Origin of the sequence: uncultured Gilvimarinus sp. (assembly GCF_963972205.1) — a bacterium.
GTDB classification, from domain to species: Bacteria; Pseudomonadota; Gammaproteobacteria; order Pseudomonadales; family Cellvibrionaceae; genus Gilvimarinus; species Gilvimarinus japonicus.
In genome coordinates, this window is sequence record NZ_CAXAUC010000004.1 from 190,063 (window position 1) to 213,774 (window position 23,712).

Annotated in this window: 17 protein-coding genes; 12 read left to right on the forward strand and 5 right to left on the reverse strand. The window is 53.7% G+C overall.

The genetic code is table 11. The annotated features are described in order from the left end of the window. Positions 1 to 6 precede the first annotated feature (6 nt). On the reverse strand, positions 7 to 903 hold the full coding sequence (locus AACY82_RS09270) for a DUF2971 domain-containing protein (RefSeq protein ID WP_339616514.1): 897 nt from the start codon (positions 901 to 903) through the stop codon (positions 7 to 9). Between the two features lie 249 nt (positions 904 to 1,152). Between AACY82_RS09270 and AACY82_RS09275 the strand changes: the two genes are divergently transcribed. Further along, a complete protein-coding gene (locus AACY82_RS09275; protein ID WP_339616515.1) occupies positions 1,153 to 2,169 on the forward strand; it encodes an aspartate carbamoyltransferase in 1,017 nt (338 codons plus the stop codon). Positions 2,170 to 2,178: 9 nt separating this feature from the next. Here AACY82_RS09275 and AACY82_RS09280 read toward each other — a convergent pair whose 3' ends face one another. Then, the gene (locus AACY82_RS09280; RefSeq protein WP_339616516.1) at positions 2,179 to 3,450 is read right to left on the reverse strand and encodes a diguanylate cyclase; all 1,272 of its coding nucleotides are present in this window, start codon (positions 3,448 to 3,450) and stop codon (positions 2,179 to 2,181) included. Between the two features lie 144 nt (positions 3,451 to 3,594). Continuing rightward, positions 3,595 to 3,999, reverse strand: a complete 405-nt coding sequence (locus tag AACY82_RS09285; RefSeq protein ID WP_339616517.1) for a YchJ family metal-binding protein — start codon at positions 3,997 to 3,999, stop codon at positions 3,595 to 3,597. A gap of 190 nt (positions 4,000 to 4,189) precedes the next feature. Between AACY82_RS09285 and AACY82_RS09290 the strand changes: the two genes are divergently transcribed. The 5 genes from AACY82_RS09290 (at position 4,190) to AACY82_RS09310 (ending at position 9,052) form a co-directional block, all read left to right on the forward strand. Then, positions 4,190 to 5,353: a 1-acyl-sn-glycerol-3-phosphate acyltransferase gene (locus AACY82_RS09290; protein ID WP_339616518.1), complete on the forward strand. Its 1,164-nt coding sequence runs from the start codon at positions 4,190 to 4,192 to the stop codon at positions 5,351 to 5,353. Between the two features lie 5 nt (positions 5,354 to 5,358). Beyond that, positions 5,359 to 7,494, forward strand: a complete 2,136-nt coding sequence (dinG, locus tag AACY82_RS09295; protein ID WP_339616519.1) for an ATP-dependent DNA helicase DinG — start codon at positions 5,359 to 5,361, stop codon at positions 7,492 to 7,494. Between the two features lie 11 nt (positions 7,495 to 7,505). Further along, positions 7,506 to 7,826 carry a YqcC family protein gene (locus tag AACY82_RS09300; protein WP_339616520.1) on the forward strand — a complete coding sequence of 107 codons (321 nt, stop codon included), beginning with the start codon at positions 7,506 to 7,508 and terminating at the stop codon, positions 7,824 to 7,826. 123 nt (positions 7,827 to 7,949) lie between these two features. Further along, entirely contained in the window at positions 7,950 to 8,630 is a 681-nt protein-coding gene (locus tag AACY82_RS09305; protein WP_339616521.1) for a DUF3313 family protein, read from the forward strand. A 65-nt stretch (positions 8,631 to 8,695) separates the two neighbouring features. Further along, positions 8,696 to 9,052 (forward strand): DUF202 domain-containing protein, encoded by a 357-nt coding sequence (locus AACY82_RS09310; RefSeq protein ID WP_339616522.1) that lies wholly within the window; start codon positions 8,696 to 8,698, stop codon positions 9,050 to 9,052. Positions 9,053 to 9,061: 9 nt separating this feature from the next. Here the strand turns inward: AACY82_RS09310 and AACY82_RS09315 are convergent, their stop codons facing one another. After that, on the reverse strand, positions 9,062 to 10,492 hold the full coding sequence (locus AACY82_RS09315) for a multidrug effflux MFS transporter (protein ID WP_339616523.1): 1,431 nt from the start codon (positions 10,490 to 10,492) through the stop codon (positions 9,062 to 9,064). Between the two features lie 28 nt (positions 10,493 to 10,520). On the opposite strand from AACY82_RS09315, the gene AACY82_RS09320 reads away from it, so the two are divergent. The 6 genes from AACY82_RS09320 (at position 10,521) to AACY82_RS09345 (ending at position 21,280) form a co-directional block, all read left to right on the forward strand. Further along, a complete protein-coding gene (locus AACY82_RS09320; RefSeq protein WP_339616524.1) occupies positions 10,521 to 11,549 on the forward strand; it encodes a GGDEF domain-containing protein in 1,029 nt (342 codons plus the stop codon). Between the two features lie 396 nt (positions 11,550 to 11,945). Further along, a complete protein-coding gene (locus tag AACY82_RS09325; protein ID WP_339616525.1) occupies positions 11,946 to 13,532 on the forward strand; it encodes a glycosyl hydrolase family 18 protein in 1,587 nt (528 codons plus the stop codon). A gap of 165 nt (positions 13,533 to 13,697) precedes the next feature. Continuing rightward, positions 13,698 to 14,837, forward strand: coding sequence for an aldose epimerase family protein (locus AACY82_RS09330; RefSeq protein ID WP_339616527.1), 1,140 nt, complete (start codon positions 13,698 to 13,700; stop codon positions 14,835 to 14,837). A 325-nt stretch (positions 14,838 to 15,162) separates the two neighbouring features. Next, positions 15,163 to 16,668 carry a glycosyl hydrolase 53 family protein gene (locus AACY82_RS09335; protein WP_339616528.1) on the forward strand — a complete coding sequence of 502 codons (1,506 nt, stop codon included), beginning with the start codon at positions 15,163 to 15,165 and terminating at the stop codon, positions 16,666 to 16,668. A 122-nt stretch (positions 16,669 to 16,790) separates the two neighbouring features. Continuing rightward, positions 16,791 to 19,673, forward strand: a complete 2,883-nt coding sequence (locus AACY82_RS09340; protein WP_339616529.1) for a TonB-dependent receptor — start codon at positions 16,791 to 16,793, stop codon at positions 19,671 to 19,673. 101 nt (positions 19,674 to 19,774) lie between these two features. Then, positions 19,775 to 21,280, forward strand: a complete 1,506-nt coding sequence (locus AACY82_RS09345) for a tryptophan halogenase family protein (RefSeq protein WP_339616530.1) — start codon at positions 19,775 to 19,777, stop codon at positions 21,278 to 21,280. Between the two features lie 50 nt (positions 21,281 to 21,330). Here the strand turns inward: AACY82_RS09345 and AACY82_RS09350 are convergent, their stop codons facing one another. Continuing rightward, positions 21,331 to 23,703, reverse strand: a complete 2,373-nt coding sequence (locus tag AACY82_RS09350; RefSeq protein WP_339616531.1) for a glycoside hydrolase family 2 TIM barrel-domain containing protein — start codon at positions 23,701 to 23,703, stop codon at positions 21,331 to 21,333. Between the last annotated feature and the right edge of the window lie 9 nt (positions 23,704 to 23,712).

Below are 23,712 nucleotides of genomic sequence, written 5' to 3' on the forward strand. Positions count from 1 at the left end.
ATGGCGTTATACGCGGGTAAACTCCACCTCGTACTTCCCGGCCACGGGCAACGCCTGAAATACTTTGGTATCGGGGTTATGTTTTTTGACCGCATCGAGTAAGGCTTTTTTGTCCGATACCGGCATAAAGGCGCCGAGGTAGACGGATTTAAGTTCATCCTGTGCAAACGGCCGGTCGATATACCAATGTTGTTCGTTGTTGTCTCGCAAACCGTCTTCGTCGCCTGCCTCGGTAAAGCAGCGCCACTCTTTTTCGCCTTTGGCGGTGGGCGGCTTACTCAAAAATTTATCTTCAAAGGTGTCCTGTGGGCGCAGCTGCTCGTTGTGCAACACCGCATTAAGTTGGTCTTTTAAGCTGGAAATCTCGGGCCGTATCGGGTTGTAGTTAACGGCTTTAGGGTGCGCGAGTGAGGTGTTCTCGCCACAGGCAAATTTGAGCACCGCCCCGCGATGACAATCGGCGTAATATTGCCAAGCGGTTAGGTTGTCGGCTTTGGTGCTGAACGAGCAAATACGCAGTGCGCGGGTGTACTGGCGCCACTCGCTCATCATTTCATCGATGGCGCTCTGGCGTTGGTCCACCATCCGTGCCATTAATTCGTGCAGAGCTTCCTCGGCCTCCTCGGGCGAGGCGAAGCGCTCTTCGTCGCGCCAGCGGCGAATCACCGTCGACAGCGGTGAGTTACCTCGGGGCTCATCGCGCGCAAAGATCATCCCGCAGGCGGCGCGAATCACACTGTCGAGCAGCGAGTGTGGGTCAAACGCGAGCGTGGTGCGGTGATTCAGCTCAAACGGATCGGCGAAGAGCGCGGGAGCACTCCAGCGCAATGCCTGGCTCTCGACAATCGCGAGTGCCGTTTGGGTGGGGCAGTATTTTGCCAATGTATCGGGATGATCGGGCACAGTTTGTCCTTATTCTTGCTGCCGGGCGGTGGACTCACGCCCGTCGATTCCTGATGTAATAATAGTTAAGGTATAACCATTATCGGCCGCGGGACGATTTTATAAAGCCTTTTTAACATCGGTTCAAGGCGCGTGAATCATTTTTTGCAAAATCTCTTGGTTTTGTCGTTTGCCATCGCCGCGAGGGGCGTTAAAATAGCCGCGGCAATCTTCTCTCACCCACCTGCGGCCCCGCCCTGAGGATTCAACGTGATATTTACCGGCTCCCACATTCTCTCTATTGCTCAGTTTGATCGCGCCGATATACAGCGCATATTTGAGGTGGCGGACGCCATGGCGCCCTATGCCCTGCGTCGTCGGGTAACCCGTGTGTTAGAGGGCGCTATTCTGGGTAATATGTTTTTTGAGCCGAGTACCCGCACCCGCATTAGCTTTGGTTGCGCGTTTAATTTGTTGGGTGGTGAAGTGCGCGAGACTACCGGTTTTGAAAGCTCGGCTATCACCAAGGGGGAGTCTCTGTACGATACCGCGCGGGTGTTGTCGGGTTTCTCTGATGTGATCTGTATGCGCCACCCACAAGAGGGGTCGGTGGCCGAGTTTGCCGATGCCAGCCGCGTGCCGGTGTTAAACGGCGGCGATGGCGCAAACGAGCACCCCAGCCAAGCATTGCTAGACTTGTACACCATTCGCAAAGAGCTGGCCTCCAAGGGGCGTGAGATAGATGGGTTGCGGATCGCGCTGATTGGCGATTTAAAATACGGTCGCACAGTACACTCGTTGTGTAAGTTGTTGAGCTTGTTCAAGAATATTCATATTACGCTGGTGTCGCCGGTGGAGCTGGCGATGCCCGAGTCGATTGTCGAGCAAATGCGCGAGGCCGGGCACACCGTGGTGGTCACGGATGATTTACCTCAGAGTATTTCCAGTGTCGATATCGCCTACTCCACGCGAATTCAGGAGGAGCGTTTTGCCACGAAAGAAGAGGCGGATATGTATCGCGGCCGGTTTCGGTTGAATCAGGCCATTTACACCCAGTACTGTGAGCCCAATACCGTCATTATGCATCCGCTGCCGCGCGATTCTAGGGCGGGCGCCAACGAGTTGGACAACGATTTAAATCACAACCCCAATCTCGCGATTTTTCGTCAGGCCGACAATGGCGTATTGGTGCGGATGGCGCTGTTTGCACTGGTGTTGGATGTGGTGGATCAGGTGGATAAGTACGCGCGCGACGTTAATTGGTATAACTCGGCGCGCACCTTGTAGCGGGTTGGGTTAAGTACCGTCAATGAGACGGGCGGCCATGGCGGGCAGTCGGGCTCGCTCGCTGGGTAGCGATAGCGATGAGGTGCCGGGCGGGGTATCAAAGATACTGTCGTCGCTCAGTATAAACAGCAGCGGAGTTGTCTGAGTCCGTGCGGCCTGGGCCAATCGCTCGGTTAACGTTCGGCCTTTTACGTCCGTCATCGCCGGGCTGAGTACCACTAAATCGGGGCGAATATTCAGCGATAGCTCCAACGCCTCGTCGGTGTTATCGGCGGTGATTAAATTGTAGTGAGGTTGCAGTGCTTCGCAGGCTTGCAGCTGGATCTCGGCGTCAGGGTACGCCACCACGACCGTGCGGTGGGCGGTCATCTCATCGATCTCAAAGCAATCGCGGCCCGAATGCTTTGCGCGATACAGTGCTCGGTCAGCGGCTTTTATCACCTCTTCTAGCGAGTAGCCCGCCGTTTGCGAGCAGCTGGCACCGCCAATCGACACAGTGACATGAGCGCTGGTGGGCGATGCCTCGTGGGGTACCGCCTGATTGGCGACGGCGCGGCGGATCGACTCCCCCACTCGTGTGGCGCCACTGACGTCGGTGTCGGGCAGTAGCACAACAAACTCCTCCCCCCCGTAACGGCCCAGCAAATCGTAAGGACGTTTTAGGCAGCTTTTTATGGCGTTACCCACTTGCACCAAACAGCGGTCCCCAGCGGGGTGGCCATAGTGGTCGTTGTAGAGCTTAAAGTGGTCAACATCAAGCATCAGCACACAGGTGTGGGTGAGCTGGCGCCCGGCCAGTAGCCACTGCTTTTGCGCGTACTCGTTAAAAGTGCGGCGGTTGAGCAGCTGCGTCAGGCTGTCTAATTGGCTGAGCTCTTCCAGCTCGTTGTTGAGCTTGCTGAGTTGATCGCGCATATCGGCGATCCGCTCCATCGCGCGGATCTTGGCGTTGATGATCATCTTGCTGACGGGTTTGATGAGGTAGTCATCGCCGCCCGCCTCAATACCTTGACGGTAATCCTCGTCGTCACTCATGCCGGTGACAAAAATGATGGGAATCCAGTGGCTGCCGAGCCACTCGCGAATCAGCGCGGTTGTTTCAAAACCGTTTAAGCCGGGCATCTCGACGTCCATGATAATCATGTCCACCGGGGTATCTTCCAGCAGCTGCAACGCGGCCTCACCACTGTCGGCCACCAGCGGGGTGTGGCCGGCTTCAGTGATGTACTGGCTCATCGCGTGGCGCAGTGTAGCGCTGTCTTCAACCAACAAAATTTTCATTCAGTAACCCAGAGTGCCCTTGTGCCCTATGTGGCACCCGAAGTATAAAGTGTAACGACTTTTGGCGCCGAAAACATCATTACGTGTCACAGAATTTGGTTGATTTATCGGCCAGTAGGCTGTTTTAACGCACTTCTTGAGCGGCTATGGCGCGTGATCAAGGTAGCGCCACACGCCATTTTCACGCCGAAATAGCGACTTCTCTAAGTGTTGCTGCTCCCGCCCCGCCAGCCGGTAATGGGCACAAAAGGTTACCGTGCCCTCATCATCCCCAAGACCACCGCGCTCACAGGCGAGGATCTCAAGCCCTAGCCACTCGCAGCTGCTGGCCCACTCGCGGATCGCCTCGGGTGAGCTGTGCCCCCGTACCGAGGGGCTCCAAGTGTGCCAGAGGTAGTCTACCGCTAACAAAACGTGTGCGCTGTAGCGCGAGCGCATTAATTGCTCGGCGGTTTGCGGGTTGCCACCGTGCAATATAAAAGGGTTACAGCAGTCCATAGGGCGTTTGCCCGAGCCACAAGGGCAGGTTTTACTCGCTGTGAGTGGCATTTTGCACCTCTTTTGGGTATGTTGTGCGCCTTATTTACGTGCAAGTTTTATGCGCTAATTTTGCCTGCCGTAGAGTCGGGCCAAGCCTTACCGATAATCGCGGTTTAGGCTACCTAGTTCGCTGATGTTTGCAAGCGACTAACGATTTCTACTGACTTCTTTATGATGACTAACCGTTAGATATTTGCCCATGACTGATTTTGACGATATCCGCCCTTACAATGACGATGAAGTTCGCCCGGTACTCGACCGGATTTTAGCTGACCGGGAGCTGGCCGATGCGGTGATGCGCTTAAAGTTTCCGCGCCTGGCCGGGCCTTTAGGCTTCATCTTACGCCCGCTGGTGGCTCGGGTTATGCGTCGCGAACTGGTGGGGGTGGACAGCGTCGATAAGTTTCAGCTGGTGGTCGAGAAGTACATGCGCCATATGATTGAAAGCACCACGACTGAAATCACCCACTCGGGGCTGGATAAACTCGACCCGAACCGCGCTTATTTGTTTGTCAGCAACCATCGTGATATCGCCATGGACCCTGCGTTTGTCAATTGGAGCTTGTACCACGCAGGTTTTAAAACCTTGCGAATTGCCATTGGCGATAACTTGCTTACCAAAGAGTATGTGTCGGATTTAATGCGCCTGAATAAGAGCTTTATCGTCAATCGCTCGGCCAAGGCGCCACGGGAGAAGTTAAAAGCGGCGAAAAAGCTTTCGGCCTATATTTACCATTCGTTAACCGCCGAGAACGCCAATATCTGGATTGCCCAGCGCGAGGGTCGTGCTAAAGACGGCAATGACCTGACGAACTCGGCCGTGGTGGGTATGCTGACGCTCAATCGTCCGAAAACGGAAGACTATGCCGATTACGTGCGCGAGCTATCGATTGTGCCTGTGTCTATCTCTTATGAGTTGGACCCGTGCGATGAGGCAAAAGCCCATGAGTTGCACCAGCAGCGTACCTCGGGCGCTTATCAAAAAGGCGATCAAGAAGATGTGCAAAGTATTGCCCGTGGCATTGCCGGGCAAAAGGGTCATGTGCACGTTGCGTTTGGTGACGTGCTCAGTGGCGACTTTGCCGATACCGATGCGGTAACCGCCGAAATTGATCGTCAAATTTGGAGTAATTACGTCCTGCACTCAAGCAACTGTATGGCGTTTGACCAAGTGGGCGAAGAGGCCCGCTCGCTGCCTTACTCGGACAAAAGCCTGTCTTACGAGCCGAGCAATGTCAGTGACGAACGCGCCAGTTTTGATTTGCGTTTACAAGCGGTGCCGTCGGATTATCGCGATATTGTTCAGGCCATGTACGCCAACCCGGTGCGCAATAAGTTGGCGGCCACCGGCGGCGGTCAGTAACGCGAATGTTAACCGATGAGTTAAAGCAAAAAATCCAGCAAACCTACTCGGCGTTTTTGCAAAGCCGCGAGTTGGGGCCGCGCCACGGCCAAAAACTGATGATTGCCGAGATTGCCCGCACCCTCGGCGCGATTGGCACTGACGCCGAGGGCGTGCGCAACACCGGGGGCCATGTGTGCGTGGTCGAGGCCGGGACCGGTACCGGTAAAACCATTGCGTACCTTTTGCCCGCCATTATTATTGCCAAAGCGCTGGGTAAAAAGTTGGTGGTATCTACCGCTACCGTCGCGTTGCAAGAGCAAATCGTGCACAAAGACTTACCCGAGCTGCGCAACCACACAGACTTATCGTTTAGTTTTGCCCTGGCCAAAGGTCGCGGCCGCTATGTGTGTCTGTCTAAGCTCGACAATTTGATGAGCGAATTTGCATCGGCGGTTGATCCGACCCGGGCACTCTACGAGGACGAATTACCCAGCGTTGATGCCGAAGGGGTAAAGTTGTACGAGTCCATGATGGATGCGTTGGCAGGCAATAAATGGGATGGCGAGCGAGACTCGTGGCCGACCCGGTTAGAGCCTAACGACTGGGCGCGAGTCACGACCGATCACCGTCAGTGCACCGGTCGGCGCTGTTCCAATGTGTCTGCCTGTAGCTTTTTTAAAGCCCGCGATGCGCTGCATACCGCCGATTGTATTGTCACCAATCACGATATGGTGTTGGCTGATTTGGCGCTGGGTGGTGGCGCGATCTTACCCGACCCGGAAGAGACGATTTACGTCTTTGACGAGGGGCATCATCTTCCCGACAAAGCGCTTAATCACTTCGCCCACCACAGTCGTATGCTCTCGACCAGTCGCTGGTTGGAGCAATGCAATAAAGGCTTGGGGACAATCCTCGGGCAGATCAGCGGTGCCGGTCGTGTTGATGATTACGCCGAGCAATTGCCTGGCCAGCTCATTGAGTGTAAACGTGAGCTGGATATGTTGTATCCGGTGCTGGATGAGCGCATCCAATCGTTAGAGGACAGTTCGCGCGATTGGAAAACCAACCACTACCGGTTTGTCGGAGGGGTGGTGCCCGATAATATCGTCGCGCAAGCCGAGCAATTGCATTCAAGCTTTGATCGTTTAACCGACCTGTTAAGTAAAGTTGCCGCCGAGTTAAACGAGGCGATGGAGGATGCCCATTGCCGCGTGCCTAAAGTTGACTTGGAAACCAATTACCCAATCATCGGTGCCTGGCATGCGCGTGCTGAGGCCAATGCGGGTTTATGGTTAAGTTACGCGCGCAGCGATGGCGATAAAAGTATTCCCAAAGCGCGCTGGCTAACGCTGATAGACTTTAACGGCAATTACGATATCGAGGTTTGCTCAAGCCCCATTTTGGCGGCCCGTACCTTAGAGTTTAGTTTGTGGAATCGCGCCTATGGTGCGGTGCTAACCTCGGCGACCTTAACCGCGCTGGGTAAGTTTGATCGCCTGCAGATGCGCACCGGCACCCCCGATGACAGCCGCTATGCGGTGGTGCCCAGCCCGTTTGACTTTGCCAAAGGTATTTTGCATGTTCCTAAAGACGCGGTTGATGCCGGTGACAGTCGCGCCCACACCGCCGCGTTGGTACAGCAACTGCCCGAGCTGCTGCAACCGACTGAAGGCTCGCTGGTGTTGTTTTCATCCCGCCGGCAAATGCTTGATGTTTACGATGAGCTGCCCGCGCTTTGGCAGAGCAAAATTTTGTTGCAAGGCGAAAGCTCTAAGCAAGAAATGTTGGTGGCTCATCGCAAAAAAGTTGATAAAGGCGAGGGCAGTGTGCTGTTTGGCTTGGCAAGCTTTGCCGAAGGGGTCGACTTGCCCGGCGATTACTGTGCCCATGTGATAATTGCTAAATTGCCGTTTGCGGTGCCCGACGACCCGATTGAAGCGTCTGTTGCCGAGTGGGTCGAGCAGCGTGGCGGCAACCCTTTTATGCAAATTACTATCCCCGACGCCTCGTTAAAATTGATTCAGGCCTGTGGCCGCTTGCTGCGCACCGAAGGTGATACCGGCCGTATTACTTTACTGGACCGGCGCGTGGTCACCAAGCGCTACGGCAAGGCTATTTTAGATTCGTTGCCGCCTTTTACCCGACACATTGAAGCGTAAGCCCGTCCCGTATGAGTGATAAACACATAGCCGTCGCCGATATCTTGATTGACTTAGAGGTGGCGTTACGCGAGCTAAATTTATGGCATAGCGAGTCACCCTCGGCCGAGGCGCTCGCTAGTACCGCGCCCTTTGCGGTAGATACCCTAACGTTTACCCAGTGGCTGCAATTTATGTTTTTGCCGCAGATGCAAGAGCTGGTTAAGCATCGTGGCCCCCTTCCGGCGAACTGCGCTATTGCCCCTATGGCCGAGGAGTACTTTCGCCCGCAAGTGATCGACGGCGCCGCCGTGGTATTGCAGCTGCGCCGAGTGGATACATTGTTGAGCTAGTGTTGTCTAACGAGCCATGAGGCCTTGCCGCCTTAGGCGGTGTGGACTACATTTAATCCGTTAACGTACGTCGAGACGCGGCACTGTTGCCGATGTCTATACCCACTGGATGATGGAGGTTTTATGGCTGTACATAGGGTTTATTCGTTGCTGGCTGCCGGCGCCGCTAGTTTACTACTGCTTGGCGGCTGTGCCACACCGCCACCGGCTGTGTCTCACGATGGCTTGCACTTAGTGCCGCAAAAATCACTTGATCAGATGTATATAAAGCCCGAGGTGTCGTTATCGCAGTATACGGCTATCCGTCTCGAGCCTTGTACCGTGGCATTTAGAGCCGACTGGATGCGCAACCAAAATATGAGTCGCACCGTGGGGCGAGACCGAATTACCGAAGAGGATATGCAAGTCATCTCCGATCGTTTGGCGCGCTCTTGCGATGAGCACTTTTTAGAGGCCTTAGAGAGTGAGCCGGCCTACAAAATCGTCGGTGAAGATGCCAGCGGTGAGACGGTGCTGGAGGTGCGCCCCAGCATTATCGATCTGGATGTCACCGCCCCTGACACCAATGATGTGGGAATAACCCGCACTTATACCACCTCATCGGGGGAGATGACCTTGTTTCTCGAGGCCTACGATAGTGCGAGCGGTGAGATTATCGCTCGGGTTGTGGATGAGAAAGAAGACTTTGATGACATGCAGCTAGAGTGGACTAACCGCGCCACCAACATGGCCGACGCCAATCGTTACTTGCGCAGCTGGACCAAGTCTTTGCGCGAGAGTTTGGATGCGGCCCGCGCTCAGTAGTGGCTTATGAGTCTATAGGTGCGGCGCAATCGTTTGGTTGCGCCGTTTTTTTATAGGTTATTGATATGCAAGACCCCCGAGTGTTACTCGCCGCCGAACGCACCTTGCTGGCTTGGAGCCGAACGGCGCTGGGATTAATTGGCTTTGGCTTTGTTTTAGAGCGTGCCGGCTTGCTGATGGGCGCCTTCGGTCTGGCGCCAGCGGCGGATGAATCCCTGACGGCTGCCCTTGGGCTCGCTTTTATTTTTTTGGGCGTGGTTGCCGCGGTAGGCGCCTCGGTGCGGCACGCACGTTATGTGCGCTATCTGATTGACCGAGACGGTCCGGTCGATTATCGCTCGCTCTACAGCGTAGCTTTGACTATGGCGCTGGGCTTACTTGGTTTGGCGTTATTGGCGGTGTTGCTATTTATTGGGCATTAATCCTACTGTTTATTTCTCTTGGTGTTCCAGTGCTGATGCCTCACTCTGATGTAAAGGACGCAACGTTAGCAGCAGCGCCATACTGATCGCCACCGAGATTAACATAACCGCCAGTACAGGCTTTAAGGTCCCATCGTAAAACACGCTTCCCAACGCGCCCATTCCAGAGCCCAGTGCGAACATTGCTACTGTCTGTATCGCCGCCGCACTGCCGCCGCGATGGGGCGGGAACATCGCCATAAAGCGAGTCATTCCCGCCGGGTTGCTGATGCCGACGCAACCAACGCTTAAAATAACCAGCGGCACCGCCAGCCCTAAGGTTAAGGTGTTGCTCCACGTCAGTAGCGCCATTACTACCACCAGAACGGCTTGAATAATGACACTGATGCAGAATAGCCGCATCGGGTTCATGACGCTCAGTAATCTGGCGCTTAGCGAGTTTGCGGCAATTAAACCGATCGCATTTAAACCAAATAAAATAGAAAAGGTCGTCTCGCTCACGCCAAAATACGTCATGTACATAAACGACGAGTGAGTGACAAAAATAAGCAATACACCAGCGGCGGAGCCGATACACAAAGCAAAGCGCAGAGCGAGCAACCGGCCCTGATGCCGGTGTAATAAAATGGCGTTGTACTGCGAGACAATGCGCCCAAGAGATAAGCGCTGACGTGGCTCGGTTAGCGTCTCGGGAATCATACGTAACATAATGGCGAGCATAGTCACGGCGTACAGTACCTGAAATATAAAGATACTGCGCCAGCCAAACTGTAATAGCCCCGTGCCGATCAGTGGTGCCACCACCGGGGCGATCATCATCACCATCATTACCGTGGCAAAACGCCGGCCAATCTCTTCGGCGGGGTAGGAGTCGCGCACTTGTGCCATGGCAGTAATAGTGGCAAAACCGCCGCCAAATGCTTGCAGTAATCGCCACAAATTAATGACGCTCGCCGAGTCTGATAGCGCGATAGCGCTACTGGCGATGACAAACAAACCAGTTCCGACAACGCATACCGTTTTGCGGCCCACTTGGTCAGAGATTGGCCCGCCCATTAGCTGGCCCAAGGCAAAACCCACCAAAAAAGTACTGATTGACGCGTTGAGCGTAGCAATAGGAACATTGAGCGCGTCGGCCATCGACGGTAATGCCGGCAGGTAGGCGTCCATCGCTACCGGGCCCAGCGCAACCAGTGCGCCGAGGTACAGTAAAAAATAGCGTGGCAATGCCGTTGTTTGCATTGAGTTTTGATTGTTCATACAGCGCGAGCGAGTCAGTTGCGGGATTTTGTAAGTGTAACGCACCCACGTTAATAGTGGGGGAACAATAGCGTTAATGGTCCCAAATACGGTGGCGAAGTTGAGTATAGCCGTTAAGCTTAGGTGACAGGTTTCTGATGTGGGATAAAGGTTTATGCCGCTCGCCAATTGGTGGTCCACTGCGATCCGTACGACAACCGCCACAATTATGAACCCCCTCAGCCGCAAACACGTAGTGTTGTTAGTGGCTGTAGTTGTAGGGCTGGTGTTACACACTGTTTTGCTCGGGTTGTTTATCGCCTTGCGGGTTGATGTGTTGGTGTGGGTCAATATTGGCAGTGTGGCGCTGTGGTTAGGTGCCGGGTATTGGTTGCGTCGCGGCCGCTACGCGTTGGCGGCCTATGTGATGTTTGCCGAGCTTATTGCGCACAGTGTGGTGGCGACTCTGGTGTTGGGGGTGGGGCTGGGCTTTCAGTTTTACCTCTGGCCCGCGGCGTGTTTAGTGGTGGCAAATCCCAGTGTCAGCGTGCGTTATGCGGGTGTGCTGGGTACCGTGTGTATCGCCGTGTTTGCAGCGCTGGAGTTAACCTTGGTTGAAATCAGCAATCGCTATGGCCTTGGGGGGTATCAACATTGGGTGTACCTTGGCAATGTGCTGTTTTGCGGGGTTGCCTTGATGCTTTGCATCATCAGTGTACGTGTGGTGAATGAATATCAACAGCGGCAACTGATTGCCTTGGCCACCCACGACCCGTTAACCGGTTTATTTAATCGCCGCTACATGACCGAGCATATGGAGCAGCTTAAAGCTCACGCCGATCGTGAGTACAGCCATTATTGTGTGGCGTTACTTGATGTCGATCATTTTAAGCGAATCAATGATGTTTATGGGCACGATATCGGCGACCAAGTGTTGCAGTGCATTGCCCTCACCCTAAAGGCGCGACTGCGCAGTACTGATTTATTGGCGCGCTGGGGCGGCGAAGAGTTGTTAATTGCGCTGAGTGGCACCGAGGCCCAAAGGGCATTGCTGTTAATGGATAACCTGCGCCAGCGGGTTGCTGAATCGAGCGCAATTAAGCCGCTGTGCGGCGGCGTCACATTAAGCTTTGGCGTGGCGGAATATCAGCCGGGGGAGTCTAATCAAGCACTGATTCGGCGCGCGGACGCCGGTCTGTATCGGGCCAAGGCTCAGGGACGAGATCAAGTCGTTCTCGAAGCGCCCACTAGCCCATAGGGCTTGATGCATTATTTCGTTACGTTCCTTGTGGGGATCTCTGATAGTCCAGTTCGAAATCAAACGCGGAACGGCGTCACACTTTTTGTTGATCCCGTTGTTTAAGTGCCACAGCCGTGATATCTCTAGTGCTTCTGACAACGTTGTCCTCGGTGGGTTTGCCAGCGAGAGCACTATTGCTCTGCCGGGGCAGTATTGCCGTGTCAGTTGTTCCGTTTTGCGCATGACGCGCGTCAATCGGGGAGGACCCCCAGTGATACATTTACCGTCAAAACATTTTGCCGCGGTAGCCTTCATCGAAAGGTGGAGTGCATTAAATGCGGTGCAGGCGCGCATGGGGTAGCACAGTAATCCCTCGAGCCTGAGCTGCGGCTAACAATAAAAGAGGGATTGACCATGCTTCAGAAAACGCTCCTTAGTACCGCCGTGTTGTGCGCCAGCTCGTTAGCTGCCACTGCGCAGGCCTACGAATGCAGTAATTTAAATGCGTGGGATAGCAGTACCGCCTACACCAATGGCATGCAGGTGCAAGACGCCGGCAGTGCTTACAACGCGAACTGGTGGACTCGCGGGGACGTGCCAGCGCAGCATTCGGCACCTTACCAGCAGTGGACTTTACTGGGAGTGTGCGGCGATGCTAGCTCATCCAGCATCTCGTCTTCCAGCGTATCGTCCAGCTCGCTTTCAAGCAGTAGCTCCTCGTCAGTTTCGTCTAGCTCTTCATCCGTGCCCAACGGCAGCTGTGGCTCAGCGCAGTACGTGGCCGGTACCACTTACCGTGTAGGAGATTTGGTTGACAACGTTGACAGTGAGTACCGCTGCGATGTGGCTGGCTGGTGTTCATCAAATGCGGCCTGGGCTTATGAACCAGGTGTCGGAGCCCACTGGCAGGACGCTTGGTCGTTGGTGCAAAGCTGTGATGACGGCTCATCAAGCAGCTCGTCGACAAGCTCCAGTAGTAGCTCCAGCAGCTCGTCCAGTTCAAATCCTGGCGGTGGCTACACCGGTAGTTTCCCCGATCACGCGTTGGTGGGTTACTGGCACAACTTCCAAAACCCCGCCGGCTGTCCGATTCCGCTGTCACAAATTCCCGATGCGTGGGACGTGATTGATATTGCTTTTGCCGATAACGATCCGGCCAGTAACGGTACCGTGCATTTCAATTTATTTGACGGCTCGGGCTCAAGCTGCGCAGGTTTAGATCCCGCCCAGTTCAAGCAAGAGATGGCGGCGATGCAAGCGCAGGGCAAAATCTTTGTGCTGTCGTTGGGCGGTGCCGAAGGCACTATTACGCTTAATACCGACACCGATGAAGCCAACTTTGTCAGCAGCCTGACTGGGCTGATTAACGAGTGGGGGTTTGACGGTATTGATATCGACCTTGAGAGTGGCTCGCAGCTGTTACACGGCACGCAAATTCAAGCGCGTTTGCCGGGCGCCATTCGCGCGATTGATACCAACGTAGGAGGTATGGCGTTAACCATGGCACCAGAGCACCCATACGTTCAGGGTGGCCAAACCGCTTACAGTGGTATCTGGGGGGCGTATCTGCCGATTATCGATCAGACCCGCGATCTGCTCGATTTACTGCATGTGCAGCTCTACAACAACGGCGGCCTGCAAACACCCTACTCGAACCAGTCGTATCCAGCCGGCTCGGTGGATATGATGGTCGCCTCGGCTCGTATGCTGATAGAGGGCTTCCAAACGGCGGGCAACTTCTACTTTGAAGGGCTCGATCCGCAGCAGGTATCGCTCGGTTTACCTTCCGGCCCAGCGTCTGCAGGCTCTGGCCAAGCGACCAATCAAGCGATTATGGACGCGCTCGATTGTATTACCCGCGGCACCCAGTGTGGCTCGATTGACGCCGGTGGTATTTACCCTGACTTTAGCGGGGTCATGACCTGGTCGATTAACTGGGATATTTACGATGGTTACATCTTCTCGGGCCCCATTGGCGATAAGGTGGACAATCTGCCGTAGGTAACTCGGTAGTTAGCTACTTAAAGGCGGCTGTTTAAAACAGCCGCCTTTTTTGTGGCTAATCCGTCAGTGCTTAATCGGCCAGAGGGCATAGACAACGCCGCCTAGCTGGGAGACAATCTCGCCACCATCAGATTGTCCAAAAGACTATAACGAGAGGCCGTCATGTCCCCAGTATCCGCGCGTAGTATTGCACTGTATTTATGTTTGTTGGCTACGTTGGCCGCGCCGACTATGGCTGAGGTGGTGGTGAGCGAGTTTGGTGTACTTGATGATGGCCGCACAAGCCACTTATACCGCCTGACGAATGCCAGTGGTAGCCACGCCGAGCTAACTGATCTAGGGGCTTTGCTGGTTAGCTTGAATGTGCCTGATCGCGATGGCGAATACACCGATGTAGTGCTGGGCTTTGATAACCCCAAACAGTATTTAACCGACAGCCCGTTCTTTGGAGCGACGATCGGCCGTTATGCCAACCGCATTGCCCGTGGCCATTTTAGCTTAAACGGCAAAGATTACCCGTTGGCCCATAACAATCCGCCCAATCATTTACACGGTGGCGCTGTGGGGTTTGATAAGCGCTTATGGCAGGGTGAGGTGCTGGACGACTCCGGTGAGCCGGCGGTGCGCTTTAATTTGTTAAGCAAAGCTGGCGACGAAGGGTATCCGGGAAATTTGCAGGTGACCGTGACCTATCGGTTAACGGCCGGCAACGCATTAAAGATAGATTATCGTGCGACATCCGATGCCGATACCGTCATTAATCTAACTCATCACAGCTACTTTAATTTGTCAGGTCACCGCTCGGGTGATGTGCTTGCGCATCAACTGCAGATAAACGCCGACTTTTATACCCCGGTGGACGACACTGGGATACCGACCGGCGAAATTTTATCGGTACGTAATACTCCGTTCGATTTTACCGAGGCTAAGGCTTTAAGCGCGGATCTTAGTGCCGACAACGCTATGTTAAAGGCGGCGCTCGGTTACGACCATAACTGGGTGCTGCGGGCTGCGGAGTTTGCTGGCGAGTTGGCGTTAGCCGCCACCCTGACCGACTCCGCTAGCGGGCGCCAGCTGCGAGTATCGACCACGGAGCCCGGCTTGCAGGTTTATACCGGTAACCATCTAAGCGGCACAGTGCCGGGCAAAGAAGGGTTTGCCTATGCCAAGCACGCCGGCGTCGCGTTAGAGCCACAGCATTTTCCCGACTCGCCCAACCAGCCGCACTTTCCGCGCACGACGCTAAAAGCCGGTGCAACGTTTCATTCGCGCACCGTGTATCAGTTTTCAGTAATCGACTAACAAGCCTCTTGCCTTAATATGTGCCGCTACAAATTTGTACGGCACTTAGACCCCCTGCATTTATTTCTGGTTCTGCTCAGAGCTTCATCCAAGCCATAGTTTGTTGCTAATGCGCGCTGCCCCTCTTTTGTCGCCTCCTCATAGCCTTTGCTAAAAGTGTCGCTCGTCAAACATGTTAGTGTTTGCACCCCTATGTAATATAATATAATTTACGTATTTATATTATATATGTTACTTTGTGCCTGGATTTGAGTAAAAGCTCTTGTGCCCTGAGCTAACTCGGATGACTACTCCACCAATAAAGATAAATGAACGGGAGTCCCAAATGATTGATTTTATAAGCGGTAAAACCCTTGCGGCGCGGTCGATAGCGGCAAAAGTCCTGGTTCTACTGGCACTGACGCTCCTGTCGGGCCATAGCCTCGCGCAAAACTTGCTGAGCAATTCAGGTTTTGAAAACGGCACTAATGGCTGGACACTCGGCGGCGACGCCTCCGCCCAGTTGGTTGAATCCAGTGGCCGCAACGGCAACCGTCTGACCCATTGGTCGTCGAGCGCGTCTTATTCTGCTAATACGAGTCAAACCGTCACTGGCCTGCAAAATGGTACCTATCGCCTGACGGCTTATACCGTTGGGGGGGATTCCAGCCAGGCCCGGCTGTACGCCACAAACTGTGGTGGTAGTGACAAGCAGTCACCTATTGTGGCGAGTGCTTGGGGTAGTTGGACGCCAGTTACCGTGGACAACATTAATGTCACAGGCGGCAGCTGCACCGTCGGTATTTACACCGAGAATAGTGAGTGGACCAGTATCGATGATGTCAGCTTTGAGTTGGTGAGCGCATCGTCAAGCGGTTCAGCCATTGAGGTGCTTGCAGGTCACGGTTTTAACTACGCTCGTATTCGTTTGCTGGTGAATCCCCCGGGCGAGTACGCGTTGCATCAAGATCTTGATTATGTAATCGCCACGGCCCAAGAGGCAAAAGCCCAGGGTATGAATATTTTGTTGGATATTTTCTACTCCGATTGGTGGGCAGATCCGGCTCAGAATTGGGCGCCGACGGCTTGGAACAACATGAACATCAATACGCTGCAAAGCACCGTTTACGATTACACCCGCGATGTTCTACTGCAAATGCAAAACGCCGGTGTGTTGCCCAACATGGTGCAGGTGGGCAATGAAGTTAACCCAGGCATGTGCTGGGAGCTGGGCCGGTTGGCGACCAATGGTTGGGGTAATTTTGTCAGCCTTACTAACTCAGGCTACGACGCTGTTAAAAGTGTGGGCAATATTCCGGTGATTATTCATTATGCGGGGGTGGGCTCTGAGGCTACGGCTTGGTATTCCAGTTACGTTAATAATGGCGGAAAAATGGATGCACAAGGTTTGTCGTTTTATGAGATGTGGCACGGCAACATCAGCGACGCCGTGTGGACCATTAACACGCTTTATAACACCTACGGCCAAGATGTCTTTTTAGTCGAGACGGCCGCTTACTGGACGGCCAGTGACGCCGGCAGCAGTACCAGTTACCCCCACACCAAACAAGGTCAGTACGACTACCTTTACGATCTAACCCACTCGGTAAAAAACCTTAACGGCTTTGCCGGCTTGTTTTACTGGGGCGCGACTTGGACGCAATCGAGCCTTTGGCTTAACGCACCGGCCTGGTCTGATGACGATGCCGCAACTCGCAGCTTGTTTGACAATAACGCACAGCTGACACCCGCGGCCGATGCCATTACCGGCGCGGGCGGTCTGTCCATTATGGGCGTCGATGTCTCCGAAGCGCATAACGCCGAAGCCAATGGCGTGGTGTATCAAGACTGATAGCAAAGTGCTGCCGGGCTTAGCTTAAAAAATTAATAGATGTTTGTGATTTGGGTCGTCTTATTCACCGATAGGGCTGCCCAGAGTTTAGATAATAATGATTAATAATAGGGGATGCATGTATGTTCAAACCAAACAAACTTTCTATGGCTGTTTTAGCATCAATGACGACGCTATACGGCAGCTGTGTTCTAGCGCAATCAGAGCCTCAGATTGAAGAAGTTGTTGTGCAGGGGATTCGCGCCAGCTTAAATCGCGCGACCGATCGTGAGCGTGCCGCCGCAACGATTCAGAACAGTATCGTCGCTGAAGATATCGGTAAATTTCCAGATCAGAACGTTGCGGAATCATTGCAACGTATTACCGGTGTATCTATTTCGCGGGTGAATGGCGAGGGCTCGCAAGTCAGCGTCCGTAGTTTTGGGCCACAGTTTAATATCGTTAAACTAAATGATCGCACGCTGGCCACCACTACGGGCGAGCGCAGCTTTGATTTTCAGGTGTTGCCGTCTGAGCTGATTGCCGGTGCCGATGTTATTAAATCCCCCTCGGCCGATCTCGCCTCGGGCAGTGTGGGTGCATACATTAATGTGCGTACCGCACGGCCGCTGGACAGCCTCGGTTTTACCGCTACCGGTTCGGTTAAAGGTAATTACCACAGTATGGCCGAAGAGCTGAGCCCGGAGTTGGTGGGTTTGGTTAGCAACACCTTTGCCGATGACACTATGGGTTTTATGGTGGGTGCCAGCTTTAAAGAGTCCGAGGCGCGTACCGATCGTTACCGCACCAATAACTGGAACCAGTACTCTAGCGACGGCAGCGGTTACGGCTTGCCGCTGGGCGAAAATACCTTGGGCGAAAACGGCGAGCCTACCGATCTGGCTGGCAGTCGCGGCCCCGGTCGTACTATTTACAATATGATTGACGAAAGCCGTGAGCGCACTGGCGTGAACGCGGTTTTTCAGTGGCAGCCTAACGAGCATTGGTCCACCACCGTTGATGTGCTGCGCACTGAACTTGACCGCGAGTATCTGGGCTCTGGCCTGCAGGTACCCAACCAAACGCTGTCGCGTTACACCGAGGCGGTCGTGAGTGATTCCGGCACATTGCTGGAAGCTTCTATCGCTGACACTGATGTTGAGATGAACGTAACCTACGGCTTAGAGGAGTCAATAACCACCGCCTACGGGTTTAATACGATCTTTACCCAAGACCGCCTAACGCTGGAGTTTGATGCCTCGCACTCCACCGCCGAGCGCACCTTTGAAGGCGACGATACCACCGCCTTACATTACACTCGCTTTGATCAAAACGGTGATCCGCAGCCCAGTGAGATTGTCCTCGATTACCGTAACGATGTGCCGGATTTGCAAACCAATGGCAGCATCGACGTAACCGATATTTCTAAAGTGCGTGCGGCGTGGCAGCGTTACATGGCAGAAGAATCCGAAGATGAAGTCACCGAGCTCAAGCTAGATGCAGAGTATGAGATCGACGCCGGCGTTGTAAAGTCGGTTCAGGTGGGGACGGCTTATTCTGATCGTGCAATTAGCTTTGATTTGTACGGCACCGAGTTTAATCCCGAGACTGGTGGCGAGACCTGGGACGGCGCGGGTATGTATATCGGCGACGCATCTACCTGGGGCAGTGATGCCAGCTTAGGTGTTTTGCCCGATTCTGTTTTAACCTTGAGCGATGGTAACTTCCTTGATGGTGTTAGCGGTAATTTTCCGCGTCAGTGGGTGCAAATTGCCGATCATCAAGCGTACCGTGACGCCACTCAGGCCTACCTAGAACAAGCGGTGGCCAACGGCGATGCCTATCGTGCCGATATTGTAAATGCTGGCTGGGATACCGTTTATCCAGGTCCGGGCGGCAGCTACGAAAATGAAGAAACTGAGTTTGCCACTTACTTACAGGTAAACTTAGAAGGCGAGGTGGGTGATATTTTCTGGTCCGGTAATATTGGTGGCCGCTACGTTGCAATCGACAACACTGCTCAGGGTACAGCTTCGACTATTGAGCTGTTGCAGCTCAATGAAGAGTCCTCCGATTTGCCCGAACAGGTGGACAACACCGCCACCACCAGCCCTGAGTATCTTGAGGTCGAAACCAGCGAAGATTACTTTTTGCCCAGTGCTAACCTCAAACTGGATTTTGGCGGTGGCCACTCTCTGCGTGCCGCAGCGGCCAAAACCATTACCCGTCCGTCACTTAGCGACTCTGGGGTAAACCGCCAGGAGAGTGCCGGTGTGGATAGCCCCACCGTGGCCATTACCGGTGGTAATCCTTATCTAGAATCTTACCAAGTCAGCCAGTTTGATTTGTCTTACGAGTTTTATGCAGACGATGACAGCACTTATTCGGTGGCCTACTTCTATAAAGATATTTCTAACTTTATCTCGACACTAACCACGGTTGGCCCCTGGGAGGGGCCGATAGAGCAATCGTTGGCAGATGCTTACGCGGCCAACGGTCAGACCGTTACCTACAATTCTTCGCGTAAAGAAAATCGCGCGGGTGGTACTGTGCAAGGCGTAGAGTTGGGCGCACTGCATTACTTTAGTTATCTGCCGAGTTTTTGGAGCGGCTTTGGGATACAGGCCAACTACACCTATGCCCATAGCGAAGACGAAAGTGCCGAACCCATCAACCTGCCGCTGGTGCCAGAGCCCGGAGCGGTGCTCGAAGGCTTTGCCGAAAACTCTTACAACTTTGTAGGCTTTTACGATCAGGGCAACTTTCAGGCGCGCCTAGCGTATAACTGGCGCGACAACTTTATGAACAGCCGCAGCGGCGACGGCCTGCAACCCGAGTACACGGATGCGTATGGGCAGTTGGATATGAGCATGTCCTATGACTTTACCGATAACCTGACCGGATCGTTTGAGGCGATTAACTTAACCAATGAGACGCGCCTGCAGTACTTTGGGCAGCGCGACCGTGTGAGCTTGTTAGAGATGACCGGCGTACGTTATCAAGTGGGCTTGCGCGCGAGTTTCTAGCAAGAGGCGAGCTGTTATACATGGACTGAACGCTTGGGGGCTCTGATGAGCCCCCTTTTTTGTATAGTGATACGATATCGCAATAACCATTGAGAGGGCTTATGCGTAACCCACACAATCCTGTGCAAACCTACGTTATTCTGGGTGGTGGTAGCGCCGGTTGGATGGCGGCGGCGCTGTTGGGGCGTATCCTCAAGCCCACCGGCGCTCGCGTGATATTAGTGGAGTCGCCCCATGTGAGTACCGTGGGTGTCGGCGAGGCGACGGTGCCGTCTTTTGTGGATTTTATCGACATTCTCGGCATCGATAAAAAAGACTTTATCGCCAAGACCCAGGCGACGTTCAAGCTGGGTATTAAGTTTACTGGCTGGAATGGCCCCGATCATCACTACTGGCACCCGTTTGGCAATGTGGGCGCTAAAATTGACGCACAACCGTTTTTTCAACAGTGGCTCAGATGCTGGTACGAAGGCAATAAAACGACCTTTACCGATTATGCCCCCTCGGCGGCTATGGCGCAGGGCAATAAGTTTTATATTCCAGACCCGAACAAACCCAACAACCTAACACGAATGGGTTACGCCCTGCATTTTGATGCGGTATTGGTTGCCGAATATTTGGCCGATTACGCTCGTCGTTATAAGGTTGAGCATATCGTCTCGCATGTGGCGCAGGTACATCGCACAGCCGATGGCAGCATTAAGGCTTTGCAGCTGGAAGATGGCAGCCAAGTTGAAGGCGAATGCTTTATCGACTGCTCGGGCCAGCGGGCGTTGTTGCTGGGCGAGACGTTGGGCGTCGGCTATCAAGATTGGAGCGATTATCTGCCGGTTAATGCCGCGGCGGTCGTGCCGTCTGAGGTGGCTGAGGATTTTCCGCCCTATACCGAGGCGATTGCCGAGCTCAGTGGCTGGCGCTGGCGCATTCCGTTGCAAAACCGCACTGGCAACGGCTACGTATTTTGCGACCGTTACTGCACCGAACAACAGGCGAAAGAGCAGTTGTTAGCGGGCGTGAAAGAGCCAGTGTTGTCCGAGCCAAGAGTGTTGCGTTTTATCACCGGCAAACGCAAGACTATGTGGGAGAAAAACTGTGTCGCTATCGGCTTGGCCTCGGGCTTTTTAGAGCCACTAGAGTCCACCAGTATTTATCTGGTAATGCGGGCGCTGTTAAATTTTATTAAGTTACTGCCCAGTCGCGATTTTTCTGAACCGACTCGGCGAGAATTTAATCGCTTGATGGATATTGAATATCACAGTCTTCGCGACTTCTTGGTGATGCATTATAGTACGGCCACGCGCCGCGACTCGGATTTTTGGCGCAGCTGGGCAGGCCGAGCCATTCCCAATTCGTTACAACTTAAACTGGATTTATACCGCTGCCAAGGGCGGCTGGTACACAATGATTTGGACTTGTTCGCCGCAGATAGTTGGTACGCGGTACTGAGCGGAATGGGTGTGCTACCCGCCGATTATGACCCGGTGGTGCAAGCGTCCAATCAACAGCGAGTGGCACAACTGCTCATCGGCGTTGAATCTTCTTTGCAACACTCGGTCGGGCAATTATTGTCTCATCGAGCGTATTTACAGCAGTTTTTATCCTTGTAGGCCGTCATGCTCGCTATTGTGAGCATGACGGACCTCCGTGATTTTACGGCTTAAAACAAATCATCTCGCTGCTCGGAGCCGACCGATTCGTTACTGGCGCTCACACCTACTTTGGTTGGGTTGCCAGTGATTTTTAGCAGGGCACTGGCAATGCCGGCTTCGGTATGTGTCGTCGTCGGGCCAACAAGCTCGGCTGGGCCGTTCACCTGAAACCTTACCTGCGAGCCGTTTACGCGGGTCGGCTGGCCATTGCTGTCGAGTAACTGAGCGTGAACAAACACTAAATCGTCGTGGCTAGCCTTTTTACCTGCCAAGTCGGCCGCTAATGTCAGGCGTGTTGGTTTGCCTGGAGTGGTTACGCGGTGGCGAGCCACCTCTTTGCCGTCGGCGTAGGCAATGGCCTCTAGTGTGCCGGGCGCGAATTTATCCAGCTCAAAGTGAAACGGCGGGTGGGCTAAGTTTGGGTAAGCCTCACTCGGTTTTTGTCGCGCCAGAACTTTACCGTTAAGAGTCAGTGCGACCTCATCGGCATTACTGTAAACATTAAAGCTTAAGCTAGAATCAGGTTGCCAATAGCTGGCGATGAATACGTTGTAGCCCGAGCTTAGCGGGCCGGCGTAATCGTCGGCGTCGCGCTGGCTTTGATAAACGTAGTAGCTGAATTTAGGTAACCGCTCAAGGTTCATTAAACCCGATGCTTCTAGATCATCGGCGTAACCGCGGTTGTAATCAAACATCACCCAGTAACCATCGGCTACCGCCGGGGTATTAAAATTGTCGTCGTGGGCTTCGGTCACATTGGCCGCTTGCTGTTGTAGCCGTACCTCGCCGTCGCTTAAGAGCTGTCGGCTGGAGCGCTCAGCTTGCAGTAAGTCGCCCCAGGTGTCTTGGTTTAAGCCGGCATTCATCGCGTAATATTCCCAATCACCGTACTCCGATACGATATAAGGCTTGGTGGGCTTCTCGTAATGTTCTAAGCGGTGTTGGCGCGCCTGTAAATAAATATCGTAGCCGTACGATTGCCAGCCGGCGGAGTATACTTGCTCGCCGGGGTACTCTTCATGCACGGCTGCCTGTAACCGGTCGATAAAAGGCTCGGGCATCCAGGACTCGTTCAACGAACATTCCCACGCCAATACAGACGGATGGTTGCGGTCACGTCGAATTAAATCGCGACAGGTTTGTACCACGTGATCTTTAAACGCTGGGTCGTCTGAGTAATATTGCCAACCGAGTACCGCATCAATTAACACCAAGCCTAGTTCGTCGGCGGCTTGCATAAATGATGTTGAGTGGGGGTAATGGGAAAGACGCACATAATCGAAGCCGGCAGCTTTAATTAATGCCGCGTCGCGGTAGTTGGCGTTGTCTGATAGTGCGTAACCGACGTAGGGATACTCTTGATGACGATTGACCCCTCGCAAAAAAGTTTGCTTGCCGTTGATGTAAAGCGCACCGGCCTCGACCCGAAACTCGCGGATGCCGATTGCGGTTTGCTCACGATCAAGCAATGTATCGCCGTCGAATATCTCGGTCGTTAATTGATATAAGTTAGGCGAAGCGGGCGACCAGAGCGCGGGGTCGTTTACGGTGAGGTTAACTGCTGCGCTTTGCTCTTGTCGTGGTGCGATCGTCAGTGTTTGGTCCGCTTGAGTAATTAAGGTATCGCCTTGCCATAGGCTTTGGCGAACTTGTACGGTGTTTTGTGTATTCTCAGTGTTAGCAATGTGTGTCTCGATAGCCACACTCGCCTGTGAGTCGGTCACGTTTGGGTAACGCACAAAAATTCCGCCTGAGGCGACTTTACTGGCATTAACGGCATCAGTGATATGCACTGAGTTTTCGACCCGCAACCAGACGTGACGATAGAGCCCGCCGTACATATTAAAATCGAGTGAGGCCATAGGTTTGGGGCCGGTAATCTTGTTGTCGCGATTATCGAGACGCACCAGCAGGGTGTTGTCGCCAGGTTTTAGCGATTCGGTAAGATCGGCCGAAAACGGCAGGTAGCCGCCTTGATGTTGAGTGATTTTTTCTCCGTTGAGCCAAACCTCGGCGGCGTTCATGGCGCCTTCAAAGTCGATCAGTATCCGCTTGTCTTGCCAGCCGGTCTGGTAAGAGATTGTTTTTTTGTACCAGGCATCGCCTTGAAACTGATCGTTAACCACACGCGGTTCAATTTTGGCCGTATGGGGTAAGTTAACCTTTTGCCAGTCGTTGTGGGTTTGTGCCTGCGCCAATGTGAGCTCCTGGTCGGCGCGAAAGAATTGCCAGTTGGCGTCCCAATTAATAGGCGCCGTAAAGGTTTGTTGCTGCGCCGTGTTAGACGCTTTCCCAGCGGCTGTTGAATGGCTGGTGGGTTGGCAGCCGCCCAGTAGTAGTGCTGCCCCAAAAGTAATTAAACCGGTATAAAGTGTTTTCATTGTGTTACC